We start from the raw sequence: 25855 nt of genomic DNA, 5'->3' as shown, positions 1-25855 counted from the left end.
CTTACGGAATCGGCCGGGCTGTTCACGGGCTTGACGGGACCGTCGCCGCTACCCCCAAGTTTCGGCTGATTTCGGCGGACATCCGGCGGTGACTCGTAAGGCGCAGAAACGTCGTCAGCGCGCCGGCCTGCAGCCGGTCGGAGATCAGCGCGGCCGGTCGCAGCACGAACTCACCGTGCGACACCGGAAGTGACGCCACCCAGGACACGGCCATGACTTTGCGTCGACGGGTCCTCTCATACCACCGCAGGGCGGCCGAGACATCGGCGCCGCCGTTGGTCCCACCGCGAAAATCCCTCAGCGCCTTGCACAAAACCATCGTGTCGAGCAGCGCCTGGTTGGTCCCCTGCGCCAGGGTGGGCGGCATCGCGTGCGCGGCATCGCCGAGCAACGTGACGGGGCCGTGCCCCGGGCCCGGAATCGGATGGCGAAAATGCGGGAATGGCGAGCCGGCCAGGTCGTCGTCGCTCAGCGTCGCGAGCACCCGGTCGACAGAGTCGGACCATCCGGCGAAGTGGGACCGGATCATCTCGATCGGGTGCTGCGGTCGGACGAAGCCATGCGACCACGGCAGGTCGAACCACCACTGCACCTCCGACCCGCCGGCGGGCCACAGGCCGAGGTTTCCGCGCGCACCGATGATCATCAGCGCGGCATCGGAATCGGCGATCTCCGGGACAGTCGCAAGCCCTTGCCAACTGCACCAGCCGGTCGGCTTGGCGGCTTGCGCGCCAACGCAATTGCGCACCATCGAGTGCAGACCGTCGGCACCGATCACCACGTCCGCATCAGCCACGGTGCCGTCGCCGAACTCCACGCAGACACCGACGTCCGTACGGTTCACCGCGATCACCGGGGAGCCGCACCGGATGCGCTCGGCGTCGAACCCGTCGAGAAGGCGTTCCAGCAATACTCGGCGCGGAACCATCCGCACGGGTGCGCCCAGCCGCCGCACCATCGCGGTGACGTCCAGCGTGGCCAGCGGCCGGCCGCGGGACGTCACGGCCCGCACGGTGGCCAGCAGGCGGCCGGCGCCGCCCATGTCGACACCCAGCTGGTTCAGCACCGTCTCACCGTTGGACCAGATCGTCACCGCACCGCCGGGCGCCTGTACGTCGGGCCGGCGCTCGAAGACGGTGACGTCATGTCCGTCCCTCACCAAGCCGCGGGCGACGGAGATGCCGGCCACGCCGGCGCCCACCACCAGCACCCGAAGCGGACGCCCGAACACGCTGGCTCCGATCTCTACAGCGAACGCTGCAACAACACCTTGCCGCTGTCGGCGGCGACCACTTGCACGGCGGCGATCTGGTCGACCGGGGTCGAGATCGCGCCCACGGGTGTCGCGGTGTGACCGGGCACGGCCACCCAGGTCGCCAGCCGGGTTTGGCTGCCGTCGCGACCCACCACGACCATCGCCAGCGTGTCATGGTGCGCGTTCAGCGGGGCCAGGCACACGCACCGAAGCGCGATGGATGTGCCCCAGTGCTGGCCGGTGACCTGGACGCTGGAGGTCAGCAGCGAGGTGCCCACCTGCGCCATCGGCTCGGCCGACGCGGTCACCTGCTGGGCGGGAGTCGACGACCACGCCTGCAGGCCGACGAACACCCCGATCGCCAGCACCGCGGCCGCCGCGGCGGAGGCCACCCAGGTCACCACCCGGGTGCGCCGCCGGCGCCACCGCACCGCCGCCAGCAACGACGGCAGCATCTCCTCGGACATCTCCGGCGCCGGGCCGGACTCGTCGATCGCGGCCACCTCGTCGCGGTCCAGCTGCGAAAGCAGGGCCGGCACGCCGCTGAGGTCGGCGACCGCCTCACGGCAGGCCGGGCAGCGCGCCATGTGCGTCTCGAATTCGCGGCGTTGCGCGGCCGACAGCGACCCCAGCACGTATGCGGCATCCCACATCGCGTAGCGGTCTTCGGGAGGGCCGATATCGGCCACCGGCGTGTTCATTTCATCCATGTCCTTCACCCCTCAAGCCTTCGGAGCCCCTCATCGGGTAACCCCAAGTTCCTGCAGAGTGAGTCGCAACGCCCGTACGGCATAGTGTAGTCGCGACTTCACCGTTCCCTCGGCGATGCCGAGGTCTGCAGCGATCTGCGTGGTGGTCCAACCGCGGTAGTAGGACCGTTCGATCACCGCTCGGTGATCGGCGGACAGCTGGGCCATCGCGTCCGCTATCAGCAACCGGTCCAGGGCCGCGTTGACCTCGTCCGGCGTGGACTGTTCGGGCGCCCCCGAGACGTCGGTCGAACCGACGACGTTGCGGTATCGCGCGCTGCGCCGATCGTCGATGATCATGTTGCGGGCGACGGTGAACAACCACGCCCGCGCCGAGCGCTCGGTGTCCCCGACGACTTCGGGATGCTGCCACGCCCGCAGCAGCGTTTCCTGGACCACATCCTCGGACTGGCTCGTGTCCCCCGTCAGGCGCAACGCGTAGCGCCACAGAACCGCGGCGTGTTCGTCGAAAAGCGCCTTCATCAGAGCGGCTTCGGCAGCCGCTGACGCGTTCCGAGTGCCAGCCACACGAGCCACTCGATCACCTCCTGCCGGGAGAACGAGCCGAGCAGGCGCCCGGTTCAACGGCCCCGACCCGCCGCGCCCGGCTTCGCCGCGCTTGCGATCGTGGCTCGTTCAACGGCCCCGACCCGCCGCGCCCGGCTTCGCCGCGCCTGCGATCGCGGCTCGTTCAGGCCCCCAGGGTCAGGATGCGCGGTCCGGACTCGGTGACCGCGACGGTGTGCTCCCAGTGTGCCGCCCGCGAGCCGTCGGTGGTGACGACCGTCCACTGGTCGTCGAGCACCACGGTCTTGCCGGTTCCCAGCGTCAGCATCGGCTCGATGGCCAGCACCGACCCGGGGGCCAGCTGCGGCCCGCGCCCTGGCGAGCCCTCGTTGGGCAGGAACGGGTCCATGTGCATCTGCCGGCCGATGCCGTGGCCGCCGTATCCCTCGACGATTCCGAAGGACCGCGAGTGGCGGGCCGCGGCCGCGTGCGTACCCATCTCGATGGCGTGCGATACGTCGGTCAACCGGTTGCCGGGCACCATCGCGGCGATCCCGGCCTCCAGCGATTCCCTGGTGGCCTGGGACAGCGCTTCGTCGGCCGCATCCAGGGTCCCGATCCCGAAGGTGATCGCGGCGTCGCCGTGCCAGCCGTCCAGCACGGCGCCGCAGTCGATCGATACCAGGTCACCGGAGCCCAAAACCTCTGCGGCCGAAGGGATTCCGTGGACCACCCGCTCGTTGACCGACGCACAGATCGATGCCGGGTAGCCGTGATAGCCCAGGAACGACGGCACCGCCCCGGCGTCGCGGATCACCGATTCGGCGATCTCGTCGAGGCTCAGCGTCGATACGCCGGACACCGCGGCGGCCCGGACGGCCTGCAGCGCGGCCGCCACGACCGCGCCCGCCGCGGCCATCGCGTCGAGTTCGCCGGCGCTGCGCTGCGGCACCACCTTGCGACTCCGCAGCCGCGCCAGCGGGGTCATTTCTACTTGCCCAGCGCCTGCAGCGCGCGGGCGAACACTTCATCCAAGGTGCCGATGGCGTCGACGGTCTTGAGTTCGTCGCGGTAGTAGTCCAGCAACGGGGCGGTCTCGTCCCGGTAGACCTTCATCCGGTTCAGGATGACGTCGTCGGTGTCGTCGGCGCGGCCGCGCGACTTGAGCCGTTGCAGCAGCTCGTCCTGGGAGACCCGGAACTCCAGCACCGCGTCGATGTCGGTGCCGCGGCGTTCGAGCATCTCGTGCAGCGCCTTGGCCTGCTGCAGCGACCGCGGGAACCCGTCCAGGATGAAGCCGTTGGCCGCGTCCGGGTCGCTCAACCGGTCGTCGACGAGCTGGTTGGTCAGCTCCGAGGGCACCAGGTCACCGGCGTCCAGGTAGCGCTTGGCCTCCAGGCCCAGTTTGGTGCCGTTCTCGATGTTGCTGCGGAACAGCTCACCGGTGGAGATTTGCGGGATCCCCAGCTTTTCGGAGAGCTTCTGCGCCTGCGTCCCCTTGCCCGCCCCCGGCGGACCCAGCAAAACGACTCTCACTTGAGGAACCCTTCATAGTTGCGCTGCATGAGCTGACTCTCGATCTGCTTGACCGTATCCAAGCCCACGCCAATCATGATCAACACCGCGGTGCCGCCGAACGGCAGGTTCTGTACCGCCCCGCCGTTGCCGATCTGCAAGAACAGGTTGGGCAGCACCGAGATCGCACCGAGGTAGATCGAACCCGGCAACGTGATCCGGCTCAGCACGAACCGCAGGTAATCGGCGGTTGGCTTGCCCGGCCGGATCCCGGGGATGAACCCGCCGAACTTCTTCATCTCGTCGGCGCGCTCGTCGGGGTTGAAGGTGATCGACACGTAGAAGTACGTGAAGAAGATGATCAGCCCGAAATAGATGCCGATGTAGACGGGGTCGCTGGGGTCGGACAGGTAGCTGCCGACGAACTTGTCCCACCAGCTGTTGCCCACGCCGCCGCTGCCGCTGCGGATCAGCTGGGTGATCAGGTGCGGGATATAGATGAGCGAGGACGCGAAGATCACCGGGATGACACCGGCCTGGTTGACCTTGAGCGGCAGATACGTCGAGGTGCCGCCGTACATCCGGCGGCCGACCATGCGCTTGGCGTATTGCACCGGGATGCGCCGCTGGCCCTGCTCGACGAACACCACGCCGACGATGATGATCAGCGCGGCGATGAGCACGGCGGTGAAGATCATGCCGCCTCGGCTGTCCAGGATGGTCTTGCCCTCGGCGGGGATGCGGGCCGCGATGCCGACGAAGATCAGCAGCGACATGCCGTTGCCGATGCCGCGTTCGGTGATCAGCTCACCCATCCACATCACCAGGGCCGCGCCGCCGGTCATCACCAACACGATGACGATCAGCGTCAAGATGCTCTGGTCGGCGATGATGTCCAGCGAGCAGCCCTGCAGCAGCCCCCCGTTGGCGGCCAGCGCCACGATGCTCGTGGCCTGCAGGATCGCCAGCGCGATCGCCAGATAGCGGGTGTACTGCGTCATCTTGGCCTGGCCGGACTGGCCCTCCTTGCGCAGTTCCTCGAACCGCGGGATGACCACCGTGAGCAGCTGGACGATGATGCTGGCGGTGATGTAGGGCATCACGCCCACCGCGAACACCGTGAGTTTGAGCAGCGCCCCGCCGGAGAACAGGTTGATCAGCGAATAGATCTGTCCGGCCGCGCCGCCGCTGGCCTCTTTGATGCACTGCTGGACGTTCGGATAGTTGACGCCCGGGGACGGCAGCGCGGCGCCGACCCGGTACAAGACGACGATGCCAAGCGTGAAGAGGATCTTCCGTCTCAGGTCGACTGTCCGCAGCGATGAGATGAAAGCGGAAAGCAACTCTTCCTCCTGCGCAGCCGGGGGTTTCCTGCATCACGCGCCCAACTCCCGCAGGCCAGGACGTACGGCGTCGCGCGTCGAACCGTGTACGAGACTAACAGCTGGTCCGGTCAGGTCCGGTCAGGGCCTTTCCCGCGGCCACCGGAAATGCTCGGACGGGGCCCCGGAAAAAGCACAGGAAGCCGTCAGGCCGGCGGCGTAGAGTGCGGCTGTCTCGTTGCATTTGCTAAGTAACTTGGGAGCAGTATGACACGCACCGACCAAGACAGCTGGGACTTGGCCTCGAGCGTCGGCGCCACCGCCACGATGGTCGCCGCGGCCCGCGCGCTGGCCAGCGGGGGAACCAATCCGATCATCAACGACCCGTTCGCCGCGCCGTTGGTGCGGGCGGTCGGCCTGGATTTCTTCCGCCGCCTGGTCGACGGCGAGGTCACCGAGCCCGAGGGCGACGGGGCGGCCGGAGGCGGCGCGAAGGAGCTGGCGCTGGAGACCGATTCGATGGCGGTGCGCACCCGCTTCTTCGACGACTTCTTCCTCAATGCCGCCCGCGACGGGATTCGCCAATCGGTGATCCTGGCCGCCGGCCTCGACGCCCGCGCCTACCGGCTGGGCTGGCCGCCCGGCAGCGTGGTGTACGAGGTCGACCAGCCCAAGGTCGTCGAGTTCAAGAGCGCCACCCTGGCCAGCCTGGGCGCCTCCCCGGCCGCGGACCGGCGGACCGTCGGCATCGACCTGCGGGAGGACTGGCCGGCGGCGTTGCGCGGCAGCGGCTTTGACGTGACGCGGCCGACGGCGTGGAGTGCCGAGGGCCTGCTGATGTACCTGCCGCCCGACGCGCAGGACCGGCTCTTCGACAACATCACCGCGCTCAGCGCGCCCGGCAGCAAGCTGGCCACCGAATATCACCCCGACAACGGGACGACGATGTCGCAACGCGCGCGGGAGTTCAACGACAGGTGGGCCAAAGTCGGCTGCGACATCGACCTTTCGGGGCTGTTCTTCGACGGCGAGCGCAGCAACGTCGTCGACTACCTCACCGGCCGGGGATGGCGGGTGAGCACCCGGCCACGGCGCGATCTGTTCGGCGACTACGGCCTGGAATTCCCCGACGATGACGAGGCGGCCCAGCACCCCAACATCGTTGCGGTCACCGCGACATTGGGCTCATAACCGCAGCCACGCCCAGCGCTCAGCCGGGGGGTTTGGCCGCCGGTGCGCGCACGACCATCGGGACCGCGGGGAAACACCACGCCATCTCCGAGCGCGACTTGCGCAGCGCGGCGGTGCCGTAGCCCCGCTTGCGGTAATCGGGGTGAATCCAGATCCGCACGTTGACCTCGCCGCGGACCAGCTCGCCGAACACCATGCCGACCTTCTGGCCGGAGTCGACGGCCACGAACCACGCGGCCTCCTCGTCGTCGACGCGTCCGAGGGCCGCGCTGATCTCGTCGTCCAGGCTGCCGGCCGGCCCGCCCGAGCCGTCGCCGGCCGCGCCGATCTCCTCGGTGCGCACGGCGAAGATGTCGCGGTCGGTGGCGGCGGAGAAGGGCCGCAACTCCAGGGTCTCCCCCGAGCTCGCCGGGCGCTCGCCCAGGGTGAAGCTCAGCTGCTTGTTGAGGTCTTCGAGTTCGGCGAGGATCTTGCGGCGCGAGTCGATGGTGAGCTGATCGAACGACATGCCCATCACCGCCTCGGCGGCCAGGTGGGAGGTGTCGAGCAGCCGGACGATCGCCTCCACCGCGGCCGCCCTGTTCTCTGATTCCACGATGGCGTCGGCGATTTCGTGCCGCCGCTCCACGGCTTTCGACAGGGCGTCGGCGATTTCCCGGCGGGTGGCTTTGCGGTCGTGGTCGGTCATTGCACCAGCCTAGAACGGCGGTGGTGCCACCGCGCCACATCGGCGCTCTGCCATCTGTAGGAAGCGGTGGTAGCGGTCCTCGACCGCCGCCGCCCATACGGGATCGGGCTCGACGACGCGCTCGGTGCGCACCCACCGGGCGGCGTCGGCGATCGTCGTCTCCAGGCCGGCGGCCATGCGGGCGAGGAAGGCGGCCCCCAGCGCGGCCCCCTCCGCCACCGCGGACACCTCGACGGGGCGCCCGGTGGCGTCGGCGATGGCCTGCAGCCACGGCCCGACCCGGGTGCCGCCGCCGGTGGCCACGATGCGCGACACCGGCGCGGCGGACAGTTCGATGAGCTGGCGCACCACGAAGCCCGACGCCTCGTAGGCGGCCCGCCGCAGCGCGGCGGCGTCGTGGGTCAGATCCAGCGCCTCGAGCAGGCCGCGGCGGTCCGGGTCGTGGAACGGGCTGCGCTCGCCGCGCAGGTAGGGCGACCACACCGGTACGCGGCCGGGTTCGACGGCCGTCGGATCCGCTTGCGCCACAACGCGATCCACCCAGCCGAGGAACAGCCCGCCGGCGTTGCTCGCCCCGCCGATCTGACTCTTGCCGGGCGTGGTGTGGGGAATGGTCCACAGCCCTGGCATCTGCCGGGGCTCGGAAATGGTCGTCCACACGATCAGCGTGGTGCCGCACATCACCAGCACGTCGCCGTCGCGGTCGGCGCCGGCCACGATCTGTTCGCACAGCGCGTCGATCGCGCCGGTGGCCAGCGCGGCGCCGCTGCCCCGCACCTCCCCGACGACGGCCCCCATGCTTTCCACCCGCGGCATCTGCTCGATGCGGGCGCCGCGCTCGGCACACGCGGCGGGGTCCCAGCCGGTCCCGTCGAACAGGGGGAACGCCGTGGCGGCGGTGGCGATGTCGATCACGGCGTCGCCGGCCAGCGCGTGGTTGGCCACCGCCGGCGCGGGCCAGTAGCCGGCGGCGTCGGGCTCCTGCGCGGCCGTCCACCGCAGGAACTCCGCCGCCTCGCCGAGCGCGGGCAGGGGCTGCGCGTCCCCGCCGGGGGTGCGGCCCCGGCCGTCGCCGTACAGCAGCCCCGGCGTGATCGGCGTGCCCGTCGCGTCGACGGCGGTCATCGACGGCACCATCGCCGAGACGGCCACCGCCGCGACATCGGTCCGGTCGGCCAGTTCGGCCAGGGCCGCCGACGGCCCCCGCCGCCACGCCTCGTCGGCGTCGTGCTCGAGGCGGTCGGCCGCCGGGACCCGCAGCGCGTGGGGGATGCGCACCCGCGCCGCCACGTTGCCGTCGGCGTCGGCGGCTATCGCCTTGACCGCGGTGCTGCCGACGTCGATGCCGATTGTGACGTCTATGCGTGACACGGGCGTCACCGTACGCCAGCATTGGCATTCGTGACGTCCAAACCGCGCGCCTTGGTCACGGCCCCGATGCGGGGCCCGGGCTTCGCCAAGCTGCGGGAACTGGCCGACGTGATCTATGACCCCTGGATCGAGCAGACCCCGCTGCGCATCTACAGCGCCGAGCAGCTGGCCGAACGGATCGCGAGCGAGGGCGCCGAAATCGTGGTGGTGGAAAGCGATTCGGTGCGCGGCCCGGTGTTCGCCCAGGGGTTGCGCGCGATCGCCTCCACCCGCGGCGACCCCAACAACGTCGACATCGCCGGGGCCACCGCGGCCGGCATCCCGGTGCTGAACACCCCGGCCCGCAACGCCGACGCCGTCGCCGAGATGACGGTGGCGCTGCTGCTGGCCGCCACCCGCCACGTGCTGCCCGCGGACGCGGATGTGCGCAGCGGCAACATCTTTCGCGACGGCAGCATCCCCTATCAGCGTTTCCGCGGCGGCGAGATCGCGGGGCGCACCGCCGGGCTGGTGGGCCTGGGCGCCGTCGGCCGCGCCACCCAGTGGCGGCTGTCCGGGTTGGGCCTGCGGGTCATCGCGCACGACCCGTACAACCCCGACGCGCGCCACAGCCTCGACGAGCTGCTGGCCGAGGCCGACATCGTGTCGCTGCACGCGCCGGTCACCGATGACACGGCCGGCATGATCGGCGCCGGGCAGTTCGCGGCCATGCGCGACGGCGTGGTCTTCCTCAATACCGCCCGCGCCCAGCTGCACGACACCGACGCGCTCGTCGACGCCCTGGTCGCGGGCAAGGTGGCCGCCGCCGGCCTGGATCACTTCGCCGGCGAATGGCTGCCGGCCGACCATCCGCTCGTGGGGATGGCAAACGTCGTGCTGACCCCGCACATCGGCGGCGCGACCTGGAACACCGAGGCCCGGCAGGCGCAGATGGTGGCCGACGACCTCGAGGCGCTGCTGAAGGGTGACGCGCCCGCCCATCTCGTCAACCCGGAGGTACTAGGCCCATGAAATTCGTCGAGAACGCGGAGACCGCGGTGCTGGACGCGGCCAAGGACATGCTGCGCCGGGGCCTGGTGGAGGGCACCGCCGGCAACATCTCGGCGCGCCGCGCCGACGGCAACATCGTCATCACCCCGTCTTCCGTCGACTACCGCGACATGCAGCTCGACGACCTCGTGCTGGTCGATCCGGGCGGCTCGGTGCTGCAGGCGGCCGATGGCCGGTCGCCGTCCTCGGAGATGCAGTTGCACCTGGCCTGCTTTGCCGCGTTCGACGACATCGGCAGCGTCATTCACAGTCATCCGGTGTGGGCGACCATGTTCGCCATCGCCCACCAACCGATCCCGGCGTGCATCGACGAGTTCGCGGTGTATTGCGGCGGGGACGTCCGGTGCACCGATTACGCCGCGTCCGGGGCCGCCGACGTGGGTACCAACGCGGTCGCCGCGCTCGAGGGCCGCGCCGCCGCCCTGATCGCCAACCACGGCCTGGTGGCGGTGGGACCGCGGCCCGACAAGGTTTTACATGTCACCGCGCTGGTGGAGCGCACCGCCCAAATCGTTTGGGGCGCACGCGCTCTCGGGGGGCCGGTGCCGATCCCCGAGGACGTCAACAAAAACTTCGCCGCGGTCTACGGTTATCTGCGGGCCAACGCCTGATGCGGCGGTTCCGGCTCGGCCGCGCCACCCTGGCGCGGGTAGTCGAACTGCGATTCTCGTTGGGCGCCAAGTCTTTTCCCCATACCCCGCCGTCGGGGTGGCACGACAATGCCGACCTGCTGGTGCCCGACTTCTTCGATCCCGACACCGATCAGTGGCACATCGCGATCCAGAGCTGGGTCATTCAGGTCGACGGCCTGACGGTCATCGTCGACACCGGCGTCGGCAACGATCGGCTGCGCCCGCACATGCCGCCCTTGGACCACCTGAACACGGCGTTCTTGGCCGCGCTGCGTTCGGCGGGCGTCGAGCGCGACGCCGTCGACGTGGTGGTCAACACCCACATGCACTCCGACCACGTCGGCTGGAACACCATGCTGGACAACGGCACCTGGGTGCCGACGTTCCCCAACGCCCGGTACCTGCTGCCCGCCGCCGACTATCGCCACTTCGAACCCGACGGGCCCGCCGCGCGGCGGTCGCCGCGCACCGAAGCCGAAGCTGCCCAGCAGCGCGGCGACCAGCTGGTGTTCGCGGACAGCGTGTTACCCATCGACGCTGCGGGGCAACTGATCCGGTGGTCGGACGACTACGCGGTCAGCGATTCGCTGCGGCTGCGGCCCGCCCCCGGGCACACGCCTGGCTCCTCGGTGCTCTGGCTGGACGCGGGCCAACCCGCGGTCTTCGTCGGTGATCTCACCCACAGCCCGTTGCAGGTGCGTCGCCCCGGCGACGCGTGCGCCTTCGACATCGACGCCGCCGCGGCCGCAGTGACCCGCCGCCGCATCTTCACCGAGGCCGCGCAGGCGACAGCGACGGTGATACCCGCGCACTACCCCGGCCGCGGCGGCGCGACGATCCGCGCGCTCGGCGACGAATTCGAAGTCGGTGAGTGGCTGGACATTCCAGCCCTGTGACGTGCGAGGTCACCGCTGATCGATCGCCACCTTGACCGCGCCGCTCTCGCCCTGATCGGCGAGCGCCCAGAAAGCGTCGCGCCACCGCGCCAACCCGAAGGTATGGGTGAGCATGGGACGCAGGTCGACGCGTCCGGCGCCGGCCAGGTCGAGGTAGTGGGCGATGGCGTGCTTGCGCTGCCCGTCGACCTCCTCGACGCCGAAGGCGTTGGAGCCCACCAGGGAAACCTCTTTGAAGTAGAGCGGGCTGTCCTCCCAGCGGCCGGGCGCGTGCACGCCGGCCTTCACCAGGGTGCCCCGCGAGCGCAGGACCCGGACGCCCACCTCGAAGGTCTCGGGCTTTCCGATCGTGTCGTAGACGACGTCGACCGCGCCGGGGTGGGCCATCGGCAGGCCCAGCAGCGGCCGGCGCAGCCGGCCACCGCCCCACGCCACGAGCTCCTCGATGAGGTCCGAACGCGGCTCGTGGGCAAGGACTTTCGCGGCGCCGAACCGGCGGGCCAGCTCGGCCTGGGCACCGAAACGGGCTATCACGGCCACGGCCACGTCGGGATACAGCGCCCGCAGGATCGCGACCGCGCACAAACCCAGCGAGCCGGCCCCGTACACCAGCACCGGGCCCGTATCGGGCGGAGGGTGGCGGGTGACCGCGTGCAGGGACACCGAGAACGGGTCGGCGAACACGGCCGCCTCGTCGGGGATCGAGTCCGGAACCGCGAACAGCATGCTGTCGTGGGCGGGCATCAATTCGGCGTAGCCGCCCGTCACGTCGGCCGAGACGCCGGTGTGGATGCCGGGGCTCAGGGCGCCGTCGGTGAAGCTCCAGCACAGGCTGTAGTCGCCGGCCTGACACGCCGGGCAGGGCGGCGCGATGCCCCGCGGCCCGCAGGACAGCCACGGGTTGAGCACCACCCGCTGCCCCACCTGCAGGCCGCGCGCCCTGGGGCCCAGCGCCACCACGTCGGCCACCACCTCGTGGCCCAGGACTTGCGGGAACGAACAGAACGCGGACATGGCGTTGTCGGCGTCGCCTTCGCCGAAGTCCATCAGGATCTGCTTGGAATCCGACCCGCAGATGCCGGTCAGCCGCGGCCGGGTGAGCACCCAGTCCTCCTGCGGCAGTTGCGGATCCGGCACCTCGCGCAGCGCGGTCGGGGTGCGGGCCAGGTTCTGGGTGAGCGCGTTGGCGCGCTCGGGCACCTCGAAGGGCTCCGGTGGCACGCCGTAGACCAGCGCCCTCATGGCGCCGCCAGCCCCGCCGCCCCGGCGATGAACGCGTCGAGGTCGGCGTTCTTGGCGTCGACGACCGGTTTCATGTCCGGCACGTAATGCTCGAAGCCCTCGGTGCCCAGGGCGGCGAGGATGCCGTCGGCCACCTCGTCGGCGGAAACCTTGGGACCCCGGTAGAGGGGTTCCTCGCTGCCCGGGTGATCCCAGATCTCCGTGTCCACCGGGCCGGGCTCGATCAGCTTCACCGCGATCGGTGTGCCGTGCAGGTCCACGGCCATCGCCTCGCTCCAGCCACACAGCGCGAATTTGCTTGCACAGTAGGCGCTTTCGTGGATTATCCCGAGCCGGCCGCCGACACTGGACACGTTGACGATCATGCCCGATCCCCGCTCGCGCATCCGCGGCAACAGGGCCAGCGTCAGCCGCATCGGGGCGAAGAAGTTGACCCGCATGACCTCTTCGACCTCGTCGGGATCCAGCGCGGTGACCGGGCGCCGCTTCGGGGTGGCCGCGTTGTTGATCAGCACGTCGATGCCCCCGAGCGTGTCCCAGGCGGTCGCCGCCAGGTCACGCAGCGCGGAGGTGTCGGCCAGGTCGGCGACCCACATCGCCGATCCCGGGGCGGTACGCCGGCAGTCGGCCAGGACCTCGGCCAGCCGATCCCGGCGGCGCGCGACCAGCCCGACCACTGCGCCACCGCCGGCCAGACGCCGGGCCAGGGCCGCGCCCAGACCCGACGAAGCGCCCGTGATCAGCACCCGCTCGTACGCCATCAGTAAAGGTTGCCGCGAATCGCGGGAAGCGTACAGTGGGGGAAGCTTGTTATATCGGCTAAATATTAGATTGACTACCTCCGATAGGGGCACCACCATGACTTCCACCAGGTACGAGGGCGACACCTGGGACCTCGCCTCCAGCGTCGGCGTGACCGCCACCATGGTCGCGGCGGCCCGGGCGATGGCCACCCGCGCCGAGAGCCCGCTGATCAACGACCCGTTCGCCGAGCCGCTGGTCAAGGCGGTCGGAGTCGACCTGCTCTCCCGGCTGGCCAGCGGCGAGCTCGACCCGGCCGAGCTGAACGACGTCCACGACGGCGCCGCCAGCTCCGCCGGGGCAATGTCGCGGATGGCCGACAACATGGCCGTGCGCACCAAGTTCTTCGACGAATTCTTCATGGACGCCACGAACGCGGGCATCAAGCAGGCGGTGATCCTGGCCTCCGGGCTGGACGCGCGGGCCTACCGGTTGGCGTGGCCGGCCGGGACGGTGGTCTACGAGGTGGACCAGCCGCAGGTCATCGAATTCAAGACCCGCTCGCTGGCCGAGCTGGGCGCCGCCCCCACCGCCGAGCGGCGCGTGGTGGCCGTCGACCTGCGCGACGACTGGCCCACAGCGCTCAAGGACGCCGGATTCGATCCCGCCCAGCCGACGGCGTGGAGCGCCGAGGGCCTGCTCGGCTACCTGCCGCCGGAGGCACAGGATCGCCTGCTGGACACCATCACCGAGCTCAGCGCGCCGGGCAGCCGGCTGGCCACCGAGAGCGCGCCCAACCCCGCACCCGGCGACGACGAGAAGCTCAAGGAGCGCATGCAGGCGATCTCCGAGCGCTGGCGCGCGCACGGCTTCGATCTCGACATGGCGGGGCTGGTCTACTTCGGCGACCGCAACGAGGCCGCCCCCTACCTGGCCGCTCACGGGTGGCGCCTGAACAGCGCCAGCATCCGGGATCTGTTCGCCGCCAACGGGCTTGACCCGCTCGGCGACGACGACATGCGGATGGGCGAGATGCTCTACACGAGCGGCACCTATGAGTGAGGGGCGCGCCGAGGGCGACAGCTGGGGGCCGGCACACAGCGTGGGGGCGACGGCGACCATGGTCGCCGCGTCCCGCGCGGTCGCGTCGAAGGGTCCCGACGCGCTGCTCGACGATCCGCTGGCCGACCCGCTGGTCCGCGCCGTCGGCCTGGATCCCTTCATCCGGATCATCGACGGCGAGATCGACTTCGAGGACGACCCGCTGTTCAACCGCCGGGCGCGGGCCGAGCAGATCACGGTGCGCACCAGGTTTTTCGACGACTTCTTCCTGGACGCGACGAACGCGGGCATCAAGCAGGCGGTCATCCTGGCCTCCGGCCTGGACACCCGGGCCTACCGCCTGCGGTGGCCGGCGGGAACCGTGGTCTACGAGATCGACCAGCCCGACGTCATCGCCTTCAAGACCGACACGCTGGCCGGCCTCGGCGCCGCCCCCACCGCGCAGCGCCGCACGATCAGCATCGACCTGCGCGACGACTGGCCGGCGGCCTTGCGCGACGGTGGTTTTGACGTCACCCAGCCGACCGCCTGGAGCGCCGAGGGGCTGCTGCCCTACCTGCCGCCCGAGGCGCAGGACCGGCTGTTCGACAACATCACCGCGCTGTCCGCGCCGGGCAGCCGGGTGGCGACCGAACACGTGCCCGACCCCGACGCGTTCTCCGACGAGCGCCTGCGCCGCATCTCCGAGCGGTGGCAGCGCTTCGGCTTCGACCTGAATGCGGCCGACCTGTTCTACCGGGGCGAGCGCAACGTCGTCGTCGACTACCTGAACGGCCATGGCTGGCAGGTGAGCGCGCATCCCGCCCGGGAACTATACGCCCGCAACGGGTTTGAGTTTCCCGAGGACGAGATGGCGGCCACCTTCGGTGAGCTGAGCTACGTCGCCGCGACGCTCGAGTAAGGTTTTTCCCATGCCACGCACTCACGACGACAACTGGGATCTGGCGTCCAGCGTCGGCGCCACCGCGACGATGGTCGCGGCGGGGCGGGCGATGGCGACGAAGGATCCGCGGGGTCTGATCAACGATCCGTTCGCCGAGCCGCTGGTGCGGGCGGTCGGGGTGGAATTCTTCACCAAGATGATGGACGGCGAGCTCGACATCGATGCGATCGAGAACGCCTCGTCGGTGCGCGTTCAGGCGATGATCGACGGAATGACGGTGCGCACCAGGTACTTCGACGACTATTTCATGGACGCCGTCGGCGCCGGCGTGCGTCAGGTGGTGATCCTGGCCTCCGGGCTGGACGCGCGCGCCTACCGGTTGCCGTGGCCGGACGGCACGGTCGTCTACGAGATCGACCAGCCCCAGGTGATCGAGTTCAAAACCAGCACGCTGGCCGGCATCGGCGCCGAGCCGACCGCCGATCGGCGCACCGTCGGCATCGACCTGCGGGCGGACTGGCCGACCGCGCTGAAGGACGCCGGGTTCGATACGACCGCACCGACGGCGTGGCTGGCCGAGGGCCTGCTGATCTACCTGCCGCCGGACGCCCAGGACCGGCTGTTCGACAACATCACCGCGCTCAGCGCGCCCGGCAGCACCATCGCCACCGAATTCGTGCCCGGCATCGTGGATTTCGACGCCGAGAAGGTGCGGGAGATGTCCGGTTCGTTCCGGGACCACGGCGTGGACATCGACATGGCGTCGCTGGTCTACACCGGCGACCGCAACCATGTCGTGGACTACCTGTCGAGCACCGGGTGGCACGCCGAGGGCGTGACCCGCACCGAGCTTTTCGAGCGCGGCGGGTTCGACGTGCGCGCCCCGGAGGACGACGACCCGCTCGGTGAGATCGTCTTCATCAGCGGCAGGCTCGGCGGCTAGCTAAACCCTAGAGCCGCCAGGGCCCCGCCCACAGCGCGCTGGCGCCGCTGACGGACCGTTCGACGTTGTCCACGATGCCGCCGATGGTGCGGCCCAGCAGCGCCCCCAGCGCGTCGGGCAGCGACGCGGCTGCCGGCTGCGAGGACGCCCGGGGCCGAAGCATGTCCAGCAGCGAACCGCCCGGGTAGGTGACGATGCGCACGTCGGCGTCCTCGTCCAGTCCGGCAAGGATTTTCGCGCGCCGCAGAGCGGTTCGGAACCCGCCCAGCTCGTCGACCAGGCCCCGCTCCAGCGCGTCGGCGCCGGTCCAGACCCGGCCCCGCGCGACCCGGTCGACGGCGTCTTTGGTCAGGTTGCGCCCGTCGGCCACCCGCGCCACGAAGTCGGCGTACAGCAGGTCGGCCTCGGCCTCCCGGTGGGCGCGCTGCTCCGGCGTGAACGGCGTGTCGATCGCCCAGGCGTCGGCGTTGGCGTTGGTGCGCACGGTGTCCGAGCCGACGCCCAGCCGCCCGAGCAGATCACGGATCACCAGCTTGCCGGTGAGCACGCCGATCGAACCGGTGATCGTCGCGGGGCTGGCGACGACCGCGTCGGCCGCCACGGCGATGTAGTAACCGCCGGAGGCGGCGACCGACCCCATCGACGCCACCACCGGCTTGCCCCGTTTGCGGGCCTTTTTCACCTCGCGCCACAGGGTTTCCGACGCGGTGACCGAGCCGCCGGGGCTGTTGACGCGCACCACGATCGCCGACACCGAATCGTCGGCGGCGGCCTCCCGCAGCGCCGGCGCTATGGTGTCGCTGCCGACCGTGGAGGTGCCGAACGGCAGAAACTGGGGTCCACCGCGCCCGTCGACGATCGTGCCGTCGACGTTGATGACGGCCACCGTCGGCTTGGGCCGGCGACCGGGCACCGACGGCGCCGGCGGAATCAGCCGCGACCGTGCCGCGCCGGCATAGCGCGACAGATACAGCCGTGGCGGCGCATTCTCCTCCGAAACATCTTTCACGCCAACCAGTTCCGCGATGCGGTCATAGGCTTCGTCCCGGAATCCGATACGGTCGACCAGGCCCGAGGACACGGCCTCCTCGCGCAACAGCGGGGCGCGATCGGCCAGGGCGTCCAGGGCGGCGGCGTCGAGCTTGCGTGATGTCCCCACCGCTTCCCACACCTGCTCCCGGATGCTCTCGAGCATCCGGGTGACGGCCTCGCGGTGGGCCTCGGTGAAGCCGTGCTCGGTGAAACGGTTTGCCGCCGACTTGTATTCGCCGCGCGCGACGACTTCGGCTTCGATGCCGGCCTTGTCGAACGCGTCGCGTAAAAAGGTGGCGTTGCTGGCGAAGCCGATCAGCCCGACGCTTCCCGCCGGCTGCATCCAGACCTCGCCGAAGGCCGAGGCCAGGTAGTACGACAACGTGCCCGGGTAGGTCTCGGCCCAGGCCAGTGACGGCTTGGCGGCGGTGAACGCGACGATGGCCTCGCGCAGCTCCTGCACCGCGGCCGACGGCGACGCCGTCAGTTGCACGCGGGCGATCAGCCCGGCGACCCGCGGATCCTCGGCCGCCCGGTAGATGGCGGACACCGTGTCGCGCAGCGACACCGGACGGCTCCCACCGGTGATCATCGCCAGCGGGTCGAACCCCGACGTCTCCGGCGGCATGGACCGCAGATCCAATTCGAGCACGCAGCCGTTGGGCACGCCGTGATGACGTGCGGTGTCGACGCGGTCGGCCAGCGCGCGCACCTCGTCCGCGCCTTTTGACAAACCGGGTATCGAGGGCAGGAAAGCGAACATGCCTGCAGACTACCGACCGGCCACCGTACGGTGGTCCGGTGAGGTTTTCCATCGCCATCCCGCAGTTCGACTACGAGACGTTCGACGCGGCGGGGCTGCGATCCTTTCTCACCCGCGCCGAGGAGCTCGGGTTCGAGGGTGGCTGGGTGCTCGAACAGATCGTCGGACCCGCGCCGCTGCTGGCCCCGATGGAGCTGCTGGCCTATTGCGCCGCCTGCACCGAGCGGCTGCGCCTGGGCGTCGGCGTGCTGGTGACGTCGCTGCACGAACCGCTGCAGCTGGCCTCGGCGATCACCGCCGTCGACCGGCTCAGCCACGGCCGCCTCGACGTGGGTGTCGCCCCCGGTGGCGGGCGGCGGAAATTCGCCGCCTTCGGCGTGGACAAGGACGCCTTCATCTCGTATTTCACCGAGGGCCTGGAGCTGATGAAGGCCGCCTGGTCCGACGACCCCCGGGTGACGTTCCACGGCCGCTTCCGCGAGGTCGACGACCTGCCCGTCGCGCCCAAGCCGGTGCAGCGACCGCACCCGCCGATCTGGTTCGGGGGCCTCGCCCCGAAGGCCCTGGCCCGCGCCGTGCGGCACGGCGATTCGTTCCTGGGCGCCGGCTCGTCGACCACCGAGTCGTTCGCCGGGGCCGTCGCCGTCGTGCGCCGCGAGCTCGACGCGCAACACAAGGACCCCGCCGGGTTCACCATCGCCAAGCGGGTCTACCTGACGGTCGACGACGACGCCGCCAGGGCGCGGGAACGCGTGCTCGCCGGGCTGGATCGCATCTACGGGCGGATGCCCGGCGTGCAGGACGTGCCGGTCTCCGGCACCCCCGACGACGTGGCCCGCGGGCTGCGCGAGGTCATCGACGCCGGGGCGCAGATGCTGTTACTGAATCCCGTCGGCATCGACGCGAGCGAGAACCGCGAGCAGATGGAACGCCTTGCCGCGGAAGTGATTCCGCAGCTGAGTTAGGACAGCTCGGTGGCCGAGCCGCCGGCGGCGGTGATCTTCTCGCGTGCGCTGCCGCTGAACTTGTGCGCGGTCACCTCGACCTTGACGGTCAACTTGCCGTCGCCGAGGACCTTGATCAGCGAGTTCTTGCGAACGGCGCCCTTGGCCACCAGCTCGTCCACGCCGATCGAACCGCCTTGCGGGAAAAGCCGATTGAGGTCGCCGACGTTGACGATCTCGTACTCGGTGCGGAACCGGTTGCGGAACCCCTTGAGCTTGGGCAGCCGCATGTGGATCGGCATCTGACCACCCTCGAAGGTGGCCGGCACGTTCTTGCGCGCCTTGGTGCCCTTGGTACCGCGGCCGGCGGTCTTGCCCTTGGAGCCTTCACCGCGACCGACGCGGGTGCGGGCGGTCTTCGAGCCGCGGGCGGGTTTCAGGTCGTGCAGCTTGATAGTCACTTGGCCTCCTCTACCTCGACCAGGTGGCTGACCACCGCGATCAGGCCGCGGGTCTGCGGGTTGTCCTCGCGGATCACCGAGTGGCGGATCCGTCGCAGGCCGAGGGTGCGCAGGGACTCACGCTGCTTCCAGCGGGCCCCGATGGTGCTGCGCACCTGGGTGATCTTCAGTTGACTGCTCATGGTTGGGTCCCCGAAATCTGCGCCTCACGTGCCGCCGCACTGGCCAGCGCGTCGCTTTCCCGTCGCGCCTTGAGCATTCCGGCCGGCGCAACGTCCTCGATGGGCAGTCCGCGGCGGGCGGCAACCTCCTCGGGGCGCTGCAGCAGCTTGAGCGCGGCGACGGTCGCGTGCACAACGTTGATGGCGTTGTCACTGCCCAGCGACTTGGCCAGGATGTCGTGCACGCCAGCGCATTCCAGCACCGCCCGGGCGGCGCCGCCGGCGATCACACCGGTACCCGGGCTGGCCGGGCGCAGCAGCACCACGCCGGCGGCCGCCTCACCCTGCACCGGGTGCGTAATGGTCCCGCGGATCAGCGGCACCCGGAAGAAGCCCTTGCGGGCCTCCTCGACGCCCTTGGCGATGGCGGCGGGAACTTCCTTGGCCTTGCCGTAGCCGACGCCGACCATGCCGTTGCCGTCACCGACGATCACCAGCGCGGTGAAGCTGAATCGCCGACCACCCTTGACCACCTTGGAGACGCGGTTGATGGCGACGACCCGCTCCAGGTAGTTGCTCTTGTCGCCGTCGCGGTCGCGGCCACGACCGCCGTCGCCGCGCCGACCGCGGCTGTCGCGGTCACCGCGCGAGTCACGGCTGTCGCCGGCGCCTTGTCCGCCGGCGGGCTGCTCCGCCATTATGCGGTCCTTCCAGTCGTGTACACGTTCTCAGTCATCAGAATTGCAATCCGTTCTCGCGTGCGGCATCGGCCAGCGCCGCGATCCGTCCGCCGTAGGTGTATCCGCCGCGGTCGAAGACCACGCTGTCGATGCCGGCGGCCTTGGCGCGCTCCGCGATCAGCTGGCCCACCCGCACGCTGCGGGCTTTCTTGTCCCCCTGCAGGCTGCGCACGTCGTCCTCGATCGACGACGCGGCGGCCACCGTGGTCCCGTTCTCGTCGTTGACCAGTTGCACATGAATGTGTCGCGCGGACCGGTTGACCACCAGCCGCGGACGCTGCGGCGTGCCCTCGATCTTCTTGCGCAGCCGGGCGTGCCGGCGCAGCCGAGAGACGCGCCGAGTCGCGGATACGCTCTGCCCCACCGGCTTTCGCGCGGCGGCGCCAGCTTGTGATTGCGCCATGATTACTTACCTGTCTTTCCGACCTTGCGGCGGATCTGCTCGCCCTCGTAGCGCACGCCCTTGCCCTTGTACGGGTCGGGGCGACGCAGACGACGGATGTTCGCCGAGATCTGGCCGACCTTCTGCTTGTCGATCCCGGTGATGGTGAACTTCGTCGGCGACTGCACGGCGAACGTGATGCCGTCGGGCGCCTCGATCACCACGGGATGGCTGTAGCCCAGCGCGAACTCGAGGTTGGAGCCCTTGAGCTGCACGCGGTAACCGACACCGAAGATCTCCATCTTGGTGGTGTAGCCCTGCGTCACGCCGGTGACCAGGTTGGACACCAGGGTGCGCGACAGCCCGTGCAGCGAGCGGTTGCGCCGCTCGTCGTTGGGGCGGGTGACCACGATCGCGCCATCGTCGTTGCGCGCCACGGTGATCGGCTCGGCCACGGTCAGATCCAGCGTGCCCTTGGGGCCTTTCACCGAGACCTTCTGACCGTCGATCGTTACGTCGACTCCGGCGGGAACCGGAACCGGCTGCTTACCAATACGCGACATCTTTTACCCCCTCACCACACGTACGCGAGGACTTCGCCGCCCACGCCCTGTCGGGCTGCCTGGCGGTCGGTCAGCAGGCCCGAGGAGGTGGAGATGATCGCCACTCCCAGGCCGCCGAGCACGCGCGGCAGATTGGTGGATTTCGCGTACACCCGCAGGCCGGGCTTGGACACGCGGCGCAAGCCGGCGATGCTGCGCTCCCGGCTCGGCCCGTACTTGAGCTGAACGATCAGCGACTTGCCGACCCGAGCATCCTCGGTGCGGTAATCGCTGATGTAGCCCTCGCTCTTGAGGATCTGGGCGATGTTCGCCTTGAGCTTCGAGTGCGGCAACGTCACCTCGTCGTGATACGCCGAATTGGCGTTGCGCAGACGTGTCAAGAAGTCTGCGATCGGGTCCGTCATAGTCATCGAGCGCCACTCCTCTTCATCGCTGCGCTCTGCTTCGTCGCTGTCGCAGTCATCGAGCGCCACTCCTCTTCATCGCTGCGCTCTGCTTCGTCGCTGTCGCAGTCATGACAGTGTCTGTCACCTTCCTCGCGGTGGTTCCCGGTCCGGGCCTGTCGCGCACTTTTCTGGGTTGGTCTGGGGGTTTGCGCTGTTTACCAGCTGCTCTTTTGCACGCCGGGCAGCTCGCCCGCATGCGCCATCTCGCGCAGGCAGATCCTGCACAGGCCGAATTTGCGGAAGACCGCGCGCGGCCGGCCGCACTTGTTGCAGCGCGTGTAGCCGCGCACCGCGAACTTCGGCTTGCGTGCGGCCTTGTTGACCAGTGCCTTCTTTGCCATTTACTCAGTTCTCCTTGAAGGGAAAGCCGAGGGCCCGCAGCAGCGCTCGTCCTTCTTCGTCAGTCGTCGCCGAGGTGACGACGTTGATGTCCATGCCGCGGACCCGGTCGATCTTGTCCACGTCGATCTCGTGGAACACCGACTGCTCGGCCAGCCCGAAGGTGTAGTTGCCGACACCGTCGAACTGCTTGGGCGAAAGGCCGCGGAAGTCGCGGATACGGGGCAGCGCGATCGAGGTGAGACGGTCGAGGAACTCCCACATCCGGTCCCCGCGCAGGGTGACCCGCGCGCCGATCGGCATGCCCTCACGCAGTTTGAACTGCGCGATGGATTTGCGGGCGCGACGGATCTCGGGCCGCTGCCCGGTGATCAGCGCCAGATCGCTGACGGCGCCGTTGATCAACTTCGCGTCCCGGGCGGCGTCGCCGACACCCATGTTGACGACGACCTTGGTCACCGTCGGGATCTGCATCACGTTGCCGTAGCCGAATTCCTTATGCAACGCATCGCGAATCTCGTTGCGGTAGCGCTCTTTCAGGCGCGGCTGCACCTTTTCTGCAGTGGTCATGTCAGATGTCCTTGCCGTTGCGCTTGGAGATGCGGACGCGCTTGCCGGTCTCCTCGTCGACCCGGTAGCCGACGCGGGTCGGCTTGCCGTCCGAGTCGACCACCATCACGTTGGACGCGTCGATCGGCGCTTCCTGGGTGACGATTCCGCCCGACTGGGCTCCGCGCTGGTTGGTCGAAATCGCGGTGTGCTTCTTGATGGCGTTGACGCCCTCGACCAGCACCCGGTTGCGCTCGGGGTAGACCTTGAGCACCTTGCCTTTGGCGCCCTTGTCCTTACCCGCGATCACCAGGACGGTGTCGTCCTTTTTGACCTTCATCTACAAAACCTCCGGAGCCAGCGAGATGATCTTCATGAACCGCTTCTCGCGCAGTTCGCGGCCGACGGGCCCGAAGATGCGCGTCCCGCGTGGGTCGTTGTCGGGCTTGATGATCACCGCGGCGTTCTCGTCGAATTTGATGTAGCTGCCGTCGGGACGCCTGCGCTCCTTGACCGTGCGCACCACGACGGCCTTGACGACGTCCCCACGCTTGACGTTGCCGCCGGGGATGGCGTCCTTGACGGTGGCGACGATGACATCGCCGATGCCGGCGTAGCGTCGCGACGAACCGCCGAGCACACGGATGCACAAGATCTCCTTGGCGCCGGTGTTGTCGGCGACCTTCAGCCGCGATTCCTGCTGAATCACTCGATCTCCTGACCTGGTTGCGTGTGCACGGCAGGAGAACCCACCTGGGTGAGCATTCGGCGGGCATGACCCACCAAAACCTGACGTGCGCGGTCTTTGTCACCGAAGGGCACGCGGGGCCGATTCGCACCGGCCGAGGTCTGCCCAAGGCAACCCCTAGAGTCTAGGGGACGACCAGCTCAGAGCCAAATTCCGCTCCGACGGCATCGAGATCAGGAAATTCCGCACCTAGAACGGCGGCGGATCGTCGTCGGGACCGTAGGCGGTGGGCCAGGAGCAGGTCGCCGCCGGGGCCCGCCGGGCCAGCCGGGCGTCGCGGTTGTGTTTGCGTTCTGCTGCGATGCGGGTGGCGCGGTCTTGGGTGCGGGTGCGGCGGCGTTGGGGCATCATCGCGGTGCGCTGGCCGCAGTGGTTCGGGGGCGGGTCGGCTTCGGGGGCCGCGATCGCGCCGGTGGCCGCGCACAAGCTGGGAAACAGCAGCGCGCTGCCCGGGGTGGTCACATAGGTGTGCCCGGCCGGGGAGGTGAAGATCAGCGTGCCATCGGGCAGCTGCTTTTCCTGCCAGCCCCAAAACGTTTTCACCAAATGATGCGTACGGCACAGCGCCTTGAGATTCGACGCGTGCGTCGGGCCGCCGGCGGCGTAGGGGATGGTGTGGTCCACATCGCAGGAGGTGGCCGGGCGATCACAGCCAGGCCAGCGACACGTCAGATCCCGACACCGCACGAAATCGGCCAACGCCCGCGAGGGCACATACCCCGCCTCGGGTGGCGCATCGGCGGGATGGGCCAACGGCACCAGTGTCGCCGAGGCCGCCAGCTCGGCGAGCACCTCCGGCGGGATCAATCCCTCGGCGCCGACCTCGACACCCGGAGTGGATGCGCGACCCTCCAGCACCGCGTGTTCGCCGATCACATGGACAGTCACCGGGCCCGCGGCCCGCCCCCCAGCCGCACAATCCGCACGCCCGCAGCGACACCCCAGCCGATCGGCGTCGGCGGCCAACGCCCCCAACGCATCAGCGCGGCGCTGCTCCCGAGTCCGTGGGTCATGCGCACACACCGTGGCCGCCAACCCATCCAGGCGCCGATCCAGCGCGTGGCATCCGGGGCATACAGGGTGGCCTCCAGATGCGCCAGCCCATCACCCATGTCGGCCATCCACACCTGCCGGCCGGCCGCGCGCTCCTGGCGCCGCCGCACCGCATCCACATCAGCCTTGGCCACGACCTTGTCGACCTGGGCCGCCAACCGGCCCTGACTCAACGACGGCCACCGGCCCACATTGGCCGCCAACACCGCATCCACCGCCCCCAGCACCTCGGGATCGACGATCAGATCGGTGCGGAACACGATCGTCTGAAACATCCGATAATCGATATCCCCGGCGCCAAACACCGCCCCCACTTTCGGCAACCGCTCCCGCATCGCCCGGGCATAGCGCACCCGACTCGCCGCCAGGCCCTGGCCGATGCGCAACTGCGCGCCCACCTCGGCGGCCACCGCCGCCTCGGTGTCCACCGCCCACTCCTCGGTCTCCGCACAGCGCGAGAGCCGATAGGCAAACAACTCCCCGATCGCCACCAACTGCGCCGCCGCCGCCCGATTCTCCACCCGCGCCACAACCCCGAGGTGCTCCAACAACGCCGCCGACTCCCGCGTCGACGACGGATGACAACGCTCAACGAGCTCATCAAGCTCCGCGATCACCGCACGCCGCCGCACCTCATCGAACATACGTTCGACTATGCCACAGGGGTCCGACAAACCCCCCGCCTAGCCTGACCGCGAATCCGCCACGCAGCGAAACCCGATGTGGGTGGTCGCGGAGTCCTGCGATTGCGGGGACCGCGCCGCCGGCCGGTATCGGTGGCAGTACTCCGGCGCGCACAGGTGGCTGCCGCCCTTCAACGTCTGGCTGACGGACGGGTCGGCGGGGCCCGGCGGGGTGCAGCAGGCCTTGGGCGCCGAATCGAGCCGGTGGTGCGGCGAGAATTCGGTGGCGGTCCATTCCCAGACGTTGCCGATCATGTCGATAAGGCCGAACGCGTTGGGCGCAAACGTGCCGACCGGCGAGGTCCCCACCCAGCCGAGCGCCCCGTCATTGCGGTAGGGGAAGCTGCCCTGCCAGGTGTTGGCCATCAGCCGGCCAGCGCTGGTGGCCTCGTCACCCCACGAGTACGTCGTGGTGCTTCCGGCGCGCGCCGCGTACTCCCACTCGGCCTCGGTCGGCAGCCGCCGCCCCGCCCAGCGCGCGTAGGCGGCCGCGTCGGGGTAGGCGACCTGCACCACCGGGTGATCGCCGCGGTCGGCCACGTCGCTGTCGGGCCCGAACGGATGACGCCAGCTCGCGCCCGGCACCCACCGCCACCACTGTCGCCAGTCACGCAGGTCCACCGGCCCCGGCGTCGGCCGGAAAACCATTGCGCCCGGGCACAGATCGTCGGGATCCGCACCGGGGTACAGCGCCGGGTCGATCGGTTGCTCGGCCACCGTGAGATACCCGGTGGCGTCGACGAATTCGGCGAACTGCGCATTGGTCACCGGGTGCCGTTCCACCGCAAAAGGACCCACGGCGACCGTATGGATCGGCGCCTCTTCCGGGTAGAAGCTGGTCGAGCCCATGCGGAATGACCCGCCGGGGAGGTCGACCAGTTCGCTCAGCACCAGTCCAGGGTATGACGAACCCTGCTCGATCGATCCAGGCGTCGCCGGCGCTC

Annotated in this window: 30 protein-coding genes and 1 pseudogene; 8 read left to right on the top strand and 23 right to left on the bottom strand. The window is 69.6% G+C overall.

Translation table 11 applies throughout. The features are described 5' to 3' along the window. Window positions 1–22: 22 nt before the first annotated feature. The 6 genes from QGN30_RS06600 to secY form a co-directional block, all read right to left on the bottom strand. The gene (locus tag QGN30_RS06600) at window positions 23–1231 is read right to left on the bottom strand and encodes an FAD-dependent oxidoreductase (protein ID WP_248923237.1); all 1209 of its coding nucleotides are present in this window, start codon (window positions 1229–1231) and stop codon (window positions 23–25) included. 14 nt (window positions 1232–1245) lie between these two features. Beyond that, window positions 1246–1965 (bottom strand): anti-sigma factor family protein, encoded by a 720-nt coding sequence (locus QGN30_RS06595; protein WP_036429494.1) that lies wholly within the window; start codon window positions 1963–1965, stop codon window positions 1246–1248. A gap of 30 nt (window positions 1966–1995) precedes the next feature. Continuing rightward, window positions 1996–2487 (bottom strand): sigma-70 family RNA polymerase sigma factor, encoded by a 492-nt coding sequence (locus tag QGN30_RS06590; RefSeq protein WP_009956581.1) that lies wholly within the window; start codon window positions 2485–2487, stop codon window positions 1996–1998. A 208-nt stretch (window positions 2488–2695) separates the two neighbouring features. Continuing rightward, the gene (map, locus tag QGN30_RS06585) at window positions 2696–3499 is read right to left on the bottom strand and encodes a type I methionyl aminopeptidase (protein ID WP_009956580.1); all 804 of its coding nucleotides are present in this window, start codon (window positions 3497–3499) and stop codon (window positions 2696–2698) included. 2 nt (window positions 3500–3501) lie between these two features. After that, window positions 3502–4047 carry an adenylate kinase gene (locus QGN30_RS06580; RefSeq protein ID WP_009956578.1) on the bottom strand — a complete coding sequence of 182 codons (546 nt, stop codon included), beginning with the start codon at window positions 4045–4047 and terminating at the stop codon, window positions 3502–3504. Next, window positions 4044–5369 (bottom strand): preprotein translocase subunit SecY, encoded by a 1326-nt coding sequence (secY, locus tag QGN30_RS06575; RefSeq protein ID WP_008260543.1) that lies wholly within the window; start codon window positions 5367–5369, stop codon window positions 4044–4046. The genes QGN30_RS06580 and secY overlap by 4 nt, the downstream gene beginning before the upstream one ends. A gap of 246 nt (window positions 5370–5615) precedes the next feature. Between secY and QGN30_RS06570 the strand changes: the two genes are divergently transcribed. After that, window positions 5616–6539 carry a class I SAM-dependent methyltransferase gene (locus tag QGN30_RS06570; RefSeq protein ID WP_248923238.1) on the top strand — a complete coding sequence of 308 codons (924 nt, stop codon included), beginning with the start codon at window positions 5616–5618 and terminating at the stop codon, window positions 6537–6539. Between the two features lie 19 nt (window positions 6540–6558). Here the strand turns inward: QGN30_RS06570 and QGN30_RS06565 are convergent, their stop codons facing one another. Together QGN30_RS06565 and QGN30_RS06560 are read right to left on the bottom strand one after the other, a co-directional pair. Next, window positions 6559–7227 (bottom strand): GNAT family N-acetyltransferase, encoded by a 669-nt coding sequence (locus QGN30_RS06565; protein WP_008260545.1) that lies wholly within the window; start codon window positions 7225–7227, stop codon window positions 6559–6561. A gap of 9 nt (window positions 7228–7236) precedes the next feature. Further along, on the bottom strand, window positions 7237–8598 hold the full coding sequence (locus QGN30_RS06560; protein WP_014381102.1) for a xylulokinase: 1362 nt from the start codon (window positions 8596–8598) through the stop codon (window positions 7237–7239). A gap of 30 nt (window positions 8599–8628) precedes the next feature. On the opposite strand from QGN30_RS06560, the gene QGN30_RS06555 reads away from it, so the two are divergent. The 3 genes from QGN30_RS06555 to QGN30_RS06545 are packed head-to-tail and all read left to right on the top strand — an operon-like array spanning window position 8629 to window position 11176. After that, window positions 8629–9609, top strand: coding sequence for an NAD(P)-dependent oxidoreductase (locus tag QGN30_RS06555; protein WP_041785209.1), 981 nt, complete (start codon window positions 8629–8631; stop codon window positions 9607–9609). Then, the gene (locus tag QGN30_RS06550) at window positions 9606–10259 is read left to right on the top strand and encodes an L-fuculose-phosphate aldolase (protein ID WP_064893707.1); all 654 of its coding nucleotides are present in this window, start codon (window positions 9606–9608) and stop codon (window positions 10257–10259) included. Before QGN30_RS06555 ends, QGN30_RS06550 begins: the two co-directional genes overlap by 4 nt. After that, on the top strand, window positions 10259–11176 hold the full coding sequence (locus QGN30_RS06545) for an MBL fold metallo-hydrolase (RefSeq protein ID WP_014381105.1): 918 nt from the start codon (window positions 10259–10261) through the stop codon (window positions 11174–11176). The genes QGN30_RS06550 and QGN30_RS06545 overlap by 1 nt, the downstream gene beginning before the upstream one ends. Window positions 11177–11185: 9 nt before the next feature. On the opposite strand, the gene QGN30_RS06540 is transcribed toward QGN30_RS06545, so the two are convergent. Both QGN30_RS06540 and QGN30_RS06535 read right to left on the bottom strand, forming a co-directional pair. Beyond that, window positions 11186–12418: a zinc-dependent alcohol dehydrogenase gene (locus QGN30_RS06540; protein ID WP_014381106.1), complete on the bottom strand. Its 1233-nt coding sequence runs from the start codon at window positions 12416–12418 to the stop codon at window positions 11186–11188. Next, on the bottom strand, window positions 12415–13179 hold the full coding sequence (locus tag QGN30_RS06535; protein WP_042913368.1) for an SDR family NAD(P)-dependent oxidoreductase: 765 nt from the start codon (window positions 13177–13179) through the stop codon (window positions 12415–12417). The genes QGN30_RS06540 and QGN30_RS06535 overlap by 4 nt, the downstream gene beginning before the upstream one ends. Before the next feature lie 97 nt (window positions 13180–13276). On the opposite strand from QGN30_RS06535, the gene QGN30_RS06530 reads away from it, so the two are divergent. From QGN30_RS06530 to QGN30_RS06520, 3 genes are read left to right on the top strand one after another with little or no spacing between them, the layout of a single operon-like run. After that, on the top strand, window positions 13277–14221 hold the full coding sequence (locus tag QGN30_RS06530) for a class I SAM-dependent methyltransferase (protein ID WP_014385798.1): 945 nt from the start codon (window positions 13277–13279) through the stop codon (window positions 14219–14221). Further along, entirely contained in the window at window positions 14214–15122 is a 909-nt protein-coding gene (locus QGN30_RS06525) for a class I SAM-dependent methyltransferase (RefSeq protein ID WP_029383862.1), read from the top strand. The genes QGN30_RS06530 and QGN30_RS06525 overlap by 8 nt, the downstream gene beginning before the upstream one ends. Window positions 15123–15132: 10 nt before the next feature. Further along, complete coding sequence (locus QGN30_RS06520; protein ID WP_009951877.1) at window positions 15133–16047, top strand: class I SAM-dependent methyltransferase; 915 nt, start codon at window positions 15133–15135, stop codon at window positions 16045–16047. A 7-nt stretch (window positions 16048–16054) separates the two neighbouring features. Here the strand turns inward: QGN30_RS06520 and sppA are convergent, their stop codons facing one another. Further along, a complete protein-coding gene (gene sppA, locus QGN30_RS06515; RefSeq protein WP_009951876.1) occupies window positions 16055–17842 on the bottom strand; it encodes a signal peptide peptidase SppA in 1788 nt (595 codons plus the stop codon). Between the two features lie 38 nt (window positions 17843–17880). Between sppA and QGN30_RS06510 the strand changes: the two genes are divergently transcribed. Further along, entirely contained in the window at window positions 17881–18807 is a 927-nt protein-coding gene (locus QGN30_RS06510; protein WP_014383291.1) for an LLM class flavin-dependent oxidoreductase, read from the top strand. Here the strand turns inward: QGN30_RS06510 and rplO are convergent. The 12 genes and pseudogenes from rplO to QGN30_RS06450 form a co-directional block, all read right to left on the bottom strand. Continuing rightward, entirely contained in the window at window positions 18804–19247 is a 444-nt protein-coding gene (gene rplO, locus QGN30_RS06505) for a 50S ribosomal protein L15 (protein ID WP_008260595.1), read from the bottom strand. The two genes, QGN30_RS06510 and rplO, sit on opposite strands and share 4 nt — an antisense overlap. Then, on the bottom strand, window positions 19244–19429 hold the full coding sequence (gene rpmD / locus QGN30_RS06500; protein ID WP_009951873.1) for a 50S ribosomal protein L30: 186 nt from the start codon (window positions 19427–19429) through the stop codon (window positions 19244–19246). The genes rplO and rpmD overlap by 4 nt, the downstream gene beginning before the upstream one ends. Then, window positions 19426–20106, bottom strand: a complete 681-nt coding sequence (gene rpsE, locus QGN30_RS06495; protein WP_008260606.1) for a 30S ribosomal protein S5 — start codon at window positions 20104–20106, stop codon at window positions 19426–19428. Before rpsE ends, rpmD begins: the two co-directional genes overlap by 4 nt. Window positions 20107–20143: 37 nt before the next feature. Next, window positions 20144–20512: a 50S ribosomal protein L18 gene (rplR, locus tag QGN30_RS06490; RefSeq protein ID WP_008260609.1), complete on the bottom strand. Its 369-nt coding sequence runs from the start codon at window positions 20510–20512 to the stop codon at window positions 20144–20146. Window positions 20513–20553: 41 nt separating this feature from the next. Then, the gene (rplF, locus tag QGN30_RS06485; protein WP_008260611.1) at window positions 20554–21093 is read right to left on the bottom strand and encodes a 50S ribosomal protein L6; all 540 of its coding nucleotides are present in this window, start codon (window positions 21091–21093) and stop codon (window positions 20554–20556) included. 11 nt (window positions 21094–21104) lie between these two features. Then, on the bottom strand, window positions 21105–21503 hold the full coding sequence (rpsH, locus tag QGN30_RS06480; protein WP_008260619.1) for a 30S ribosomal protein S8: 399 nt from the start codon (window positions 21501–21503) through the stop codon (window positions 21105–21107). Between the two features lie 191 nt (window positions 21504–21694). Next, window positions 21695–21880: a type Z 30S ribosomal protein S14 gene (locus QGN30_RS06475; protein WP_003873499.1), complete on the bottom strand. Its 186-nt coding sequence runs from the start codon at window positions 21878–21880 to the stop codon at window positions 21695–21697. A 4-nt stretch (window positions 21881–21884) separates the two neighbouring features. Beyond that, window positions 21885–22448 carry a 50S ribosomal protein L5 gene (gene rplE / locus QGN30_RS06470; protein WP_008260625.1) on the bottom strand — a complete coding sequence of 188 codons (564 nt, stop codon included), beginning with the start codon at window positions 22446–22448 and terminating at the stop codon, window positions 21885–21887. A 1-nt stretch (window position 22449) separates the two neighbouring features. Then, window positions 22450–22767, bottom strand: a complete 318-nt coding sequence (gene rplX, locus QGN30_RS06465; RefSeq protein ID WP_008260626.1) for a 50S ribosomal protein L24 — start codon at window positions 22765–22767, stop codon at window positions 22450–22452. Beyond that, a complete protein-coding gene (gene rplN, locus QGN30_RS06460; RefSeq protein ID WP_003403649.1) occupies window positions 22768–23136 on the bottom strand; it encodes a 50S ribosomal protein L14 in 369 nt (122 codons plus the stop codon). 228 nt (window positions 23137–23364) lie between these two features. After that, window positions 23365–24872 (bottom strand): annotated as a pseudogene (locus QGN30_RS06455) (HNH endonuclease signature motif containing protein). Between the two features lie 39 nt (window positions 24873–24911). Then, window positions 24912–25802 carry a formylglycine-generating enzyme family protein gene (locus QGN30_RS06450; RefSeq protein ID WP_009954380.1) on the bottom strand — a complete coding sequence of 297 codons (891 nt, stop codon included), beginning with the start codon at window positions 25800–25802 and terminating at the stop codon, window positions 24912–24914. Window positions 25803–25855 lie beyond the last annotated feature (53 nt).

Origin of the sequence: Mycobacterium sp. 3-98, assembly GCF_035918355.1 — a bacterium.
Lineage (GTDB): Bacteria > Actinomycetota > Actinomycetes > Mycobacteriales > Mycobacteriaceae > Mycobacterium > Mycobacterium intracellulare.
This window is presented reverse-complemented; position numbering and strand designations above follow the sequence as displayed.

Excerpts from the sequence above, each read along its gene's own strand:
- QGN30_RS06595 (WP_036429494.1), bottom strand. The coding sequence starts at position 1,965 with ATGGATGAAATGAACACGCCGGTGGCCGATATCGGCCCTCCCGAAGAC.
- QGN30_RS06590 (WP_009956581.1), bottom strand. The coding sequence starts at position 2,487 with ATGAAGGCGCTTTTCGACGAACACGCCGCGGTTCTGTGGCGCTACGCG.
- map (WP_009956580.1), bottom strand. The coding sequence starts at position 3,499 with ATGACCCCGCTGGCGCGGCTGCGGAGTCGCAAGGTGGTGCCGCAGCGC.
- QGN30_RS06570 (WP_248923238.1), top strand. The coding sequence starts at position 5,616 with ATGACACGCACCGACCAAGACAGCTGGGACTTGGCCTCGAGCGTCGGC.
- QGN30_RS06565 (WP_008260545.1), bottom strand. The coding sequence starts at position 7,227 with ATGACCGACCACGACCGCAAAGCCACCCGCCGGGAAATCGCCGACGCC.
- QGN30_RS06550 (WP_064893707.1), top strand. The coding sequence starts at position 9,606 with ATGAAATTCGTCGAGAACGCGGAGACCGCGGTGCTGGACGCGGCCAAG.
- QGN30_RS06545 (WP_014381105.1), top strand. The coding sequence starts at position 10,259 with ATGCGGCGGTTCCGGCTCGGCCGCGCCACCCTGGCGCGGGTAGTCGAA.
- QGN30_RS06540 (WP_014381106.1), bottom strand. The coding sequence starts at position 12,418 with ATGAGGGCGCTGGTCTACGGCGTGCCACCGGAGCCCTTCGAGGTGCCC.
- QGN30_RS06535 (WP_042913368.1), bottom strand. The coding sequence starts at position 13,179 with ATGGCGTACGAGCGGGTGCTGATCACGGGCGCTTCGTCGGGTCTGGGC.
- QGN30_RS06530 (WP_014385798.1), top strand. The coding sequence starts at position 13,277 with ATGACTTCCACCAGGTACGAGGGCGACACCTGGGACCTCGCCTCCAGC.
- QGN30_RS06525 (WP_029383862.1), top strand. The coding sequence starts at position 14,214 with ATGAGTGAGGGGCGCGCCGAGGGCGACAGCTGGGGGCCGGCACACAGC.
- QGN30_RS06520 (WP_009951877.1), top strand. The coding sequence starts at position 15,133 with ATGCCACGCACTCACGACGACAACTGGGATCTGGCGTCCAGCGTCGGC.
- sppA (WP_009951876.1), bottom strand. The coding sequence starts at position 17,842 with ATGTTCGCTTTCCTGCCCTCGATACCCGGTTTGTCAAAAGGCGCGGAC.
- rpmD (WP_009951873.1), bottom strand. The coding sequence starts at position 19,429 with ATGAGCAGTCAACTGAAGATCACCCAGGTGCGCAGCACCATCGGGGCC.
- rpsE (WP_008260606.1), bottom strand. The coding sequence starts at position 20,106 with ATGGCGGAGCAGCCCGCCGGCGGACAAGGCGCCGGCGACAGCCGTGAC.
- rplF (WP_008260611.1), bottom strand. The coding sequence starts at position 21,093 with ATGTCGCGTATTGGTAAGCAGCCGGTTCCGGTTCCCGCCGGAGTCGAC.
- rpsH (WP_008260619.1), bottom strand. The coding sequence starts at position 21,503 with ATGACTATGACGGACCCGATCGCAGACTTCTTGACACGTCTGCGCAAC.
- QGN30_RS06475 (WP_003873499.1), bottom strand. The coding sequence starts at position 21,880 with ATGGCAAAGAAGGCACTGGTCAACAAGGCCGCACGCAAGCCGAAGTTC.
- rplE (WP_008260625.1), bottom strand. The coding sequence starts at position 22,448 with ATGACCACTGCAGAAAAGGTGCAGCCGCGCCTGAAAGAGCGCTACCGC.
- rplX (WP_008260626.1), bottom strand. The coding sequence starts at position 22,767 with ATGAAGGTCAAAAAGGACGACACCGTCCTGGTGATCGCGGGTAAGGAC.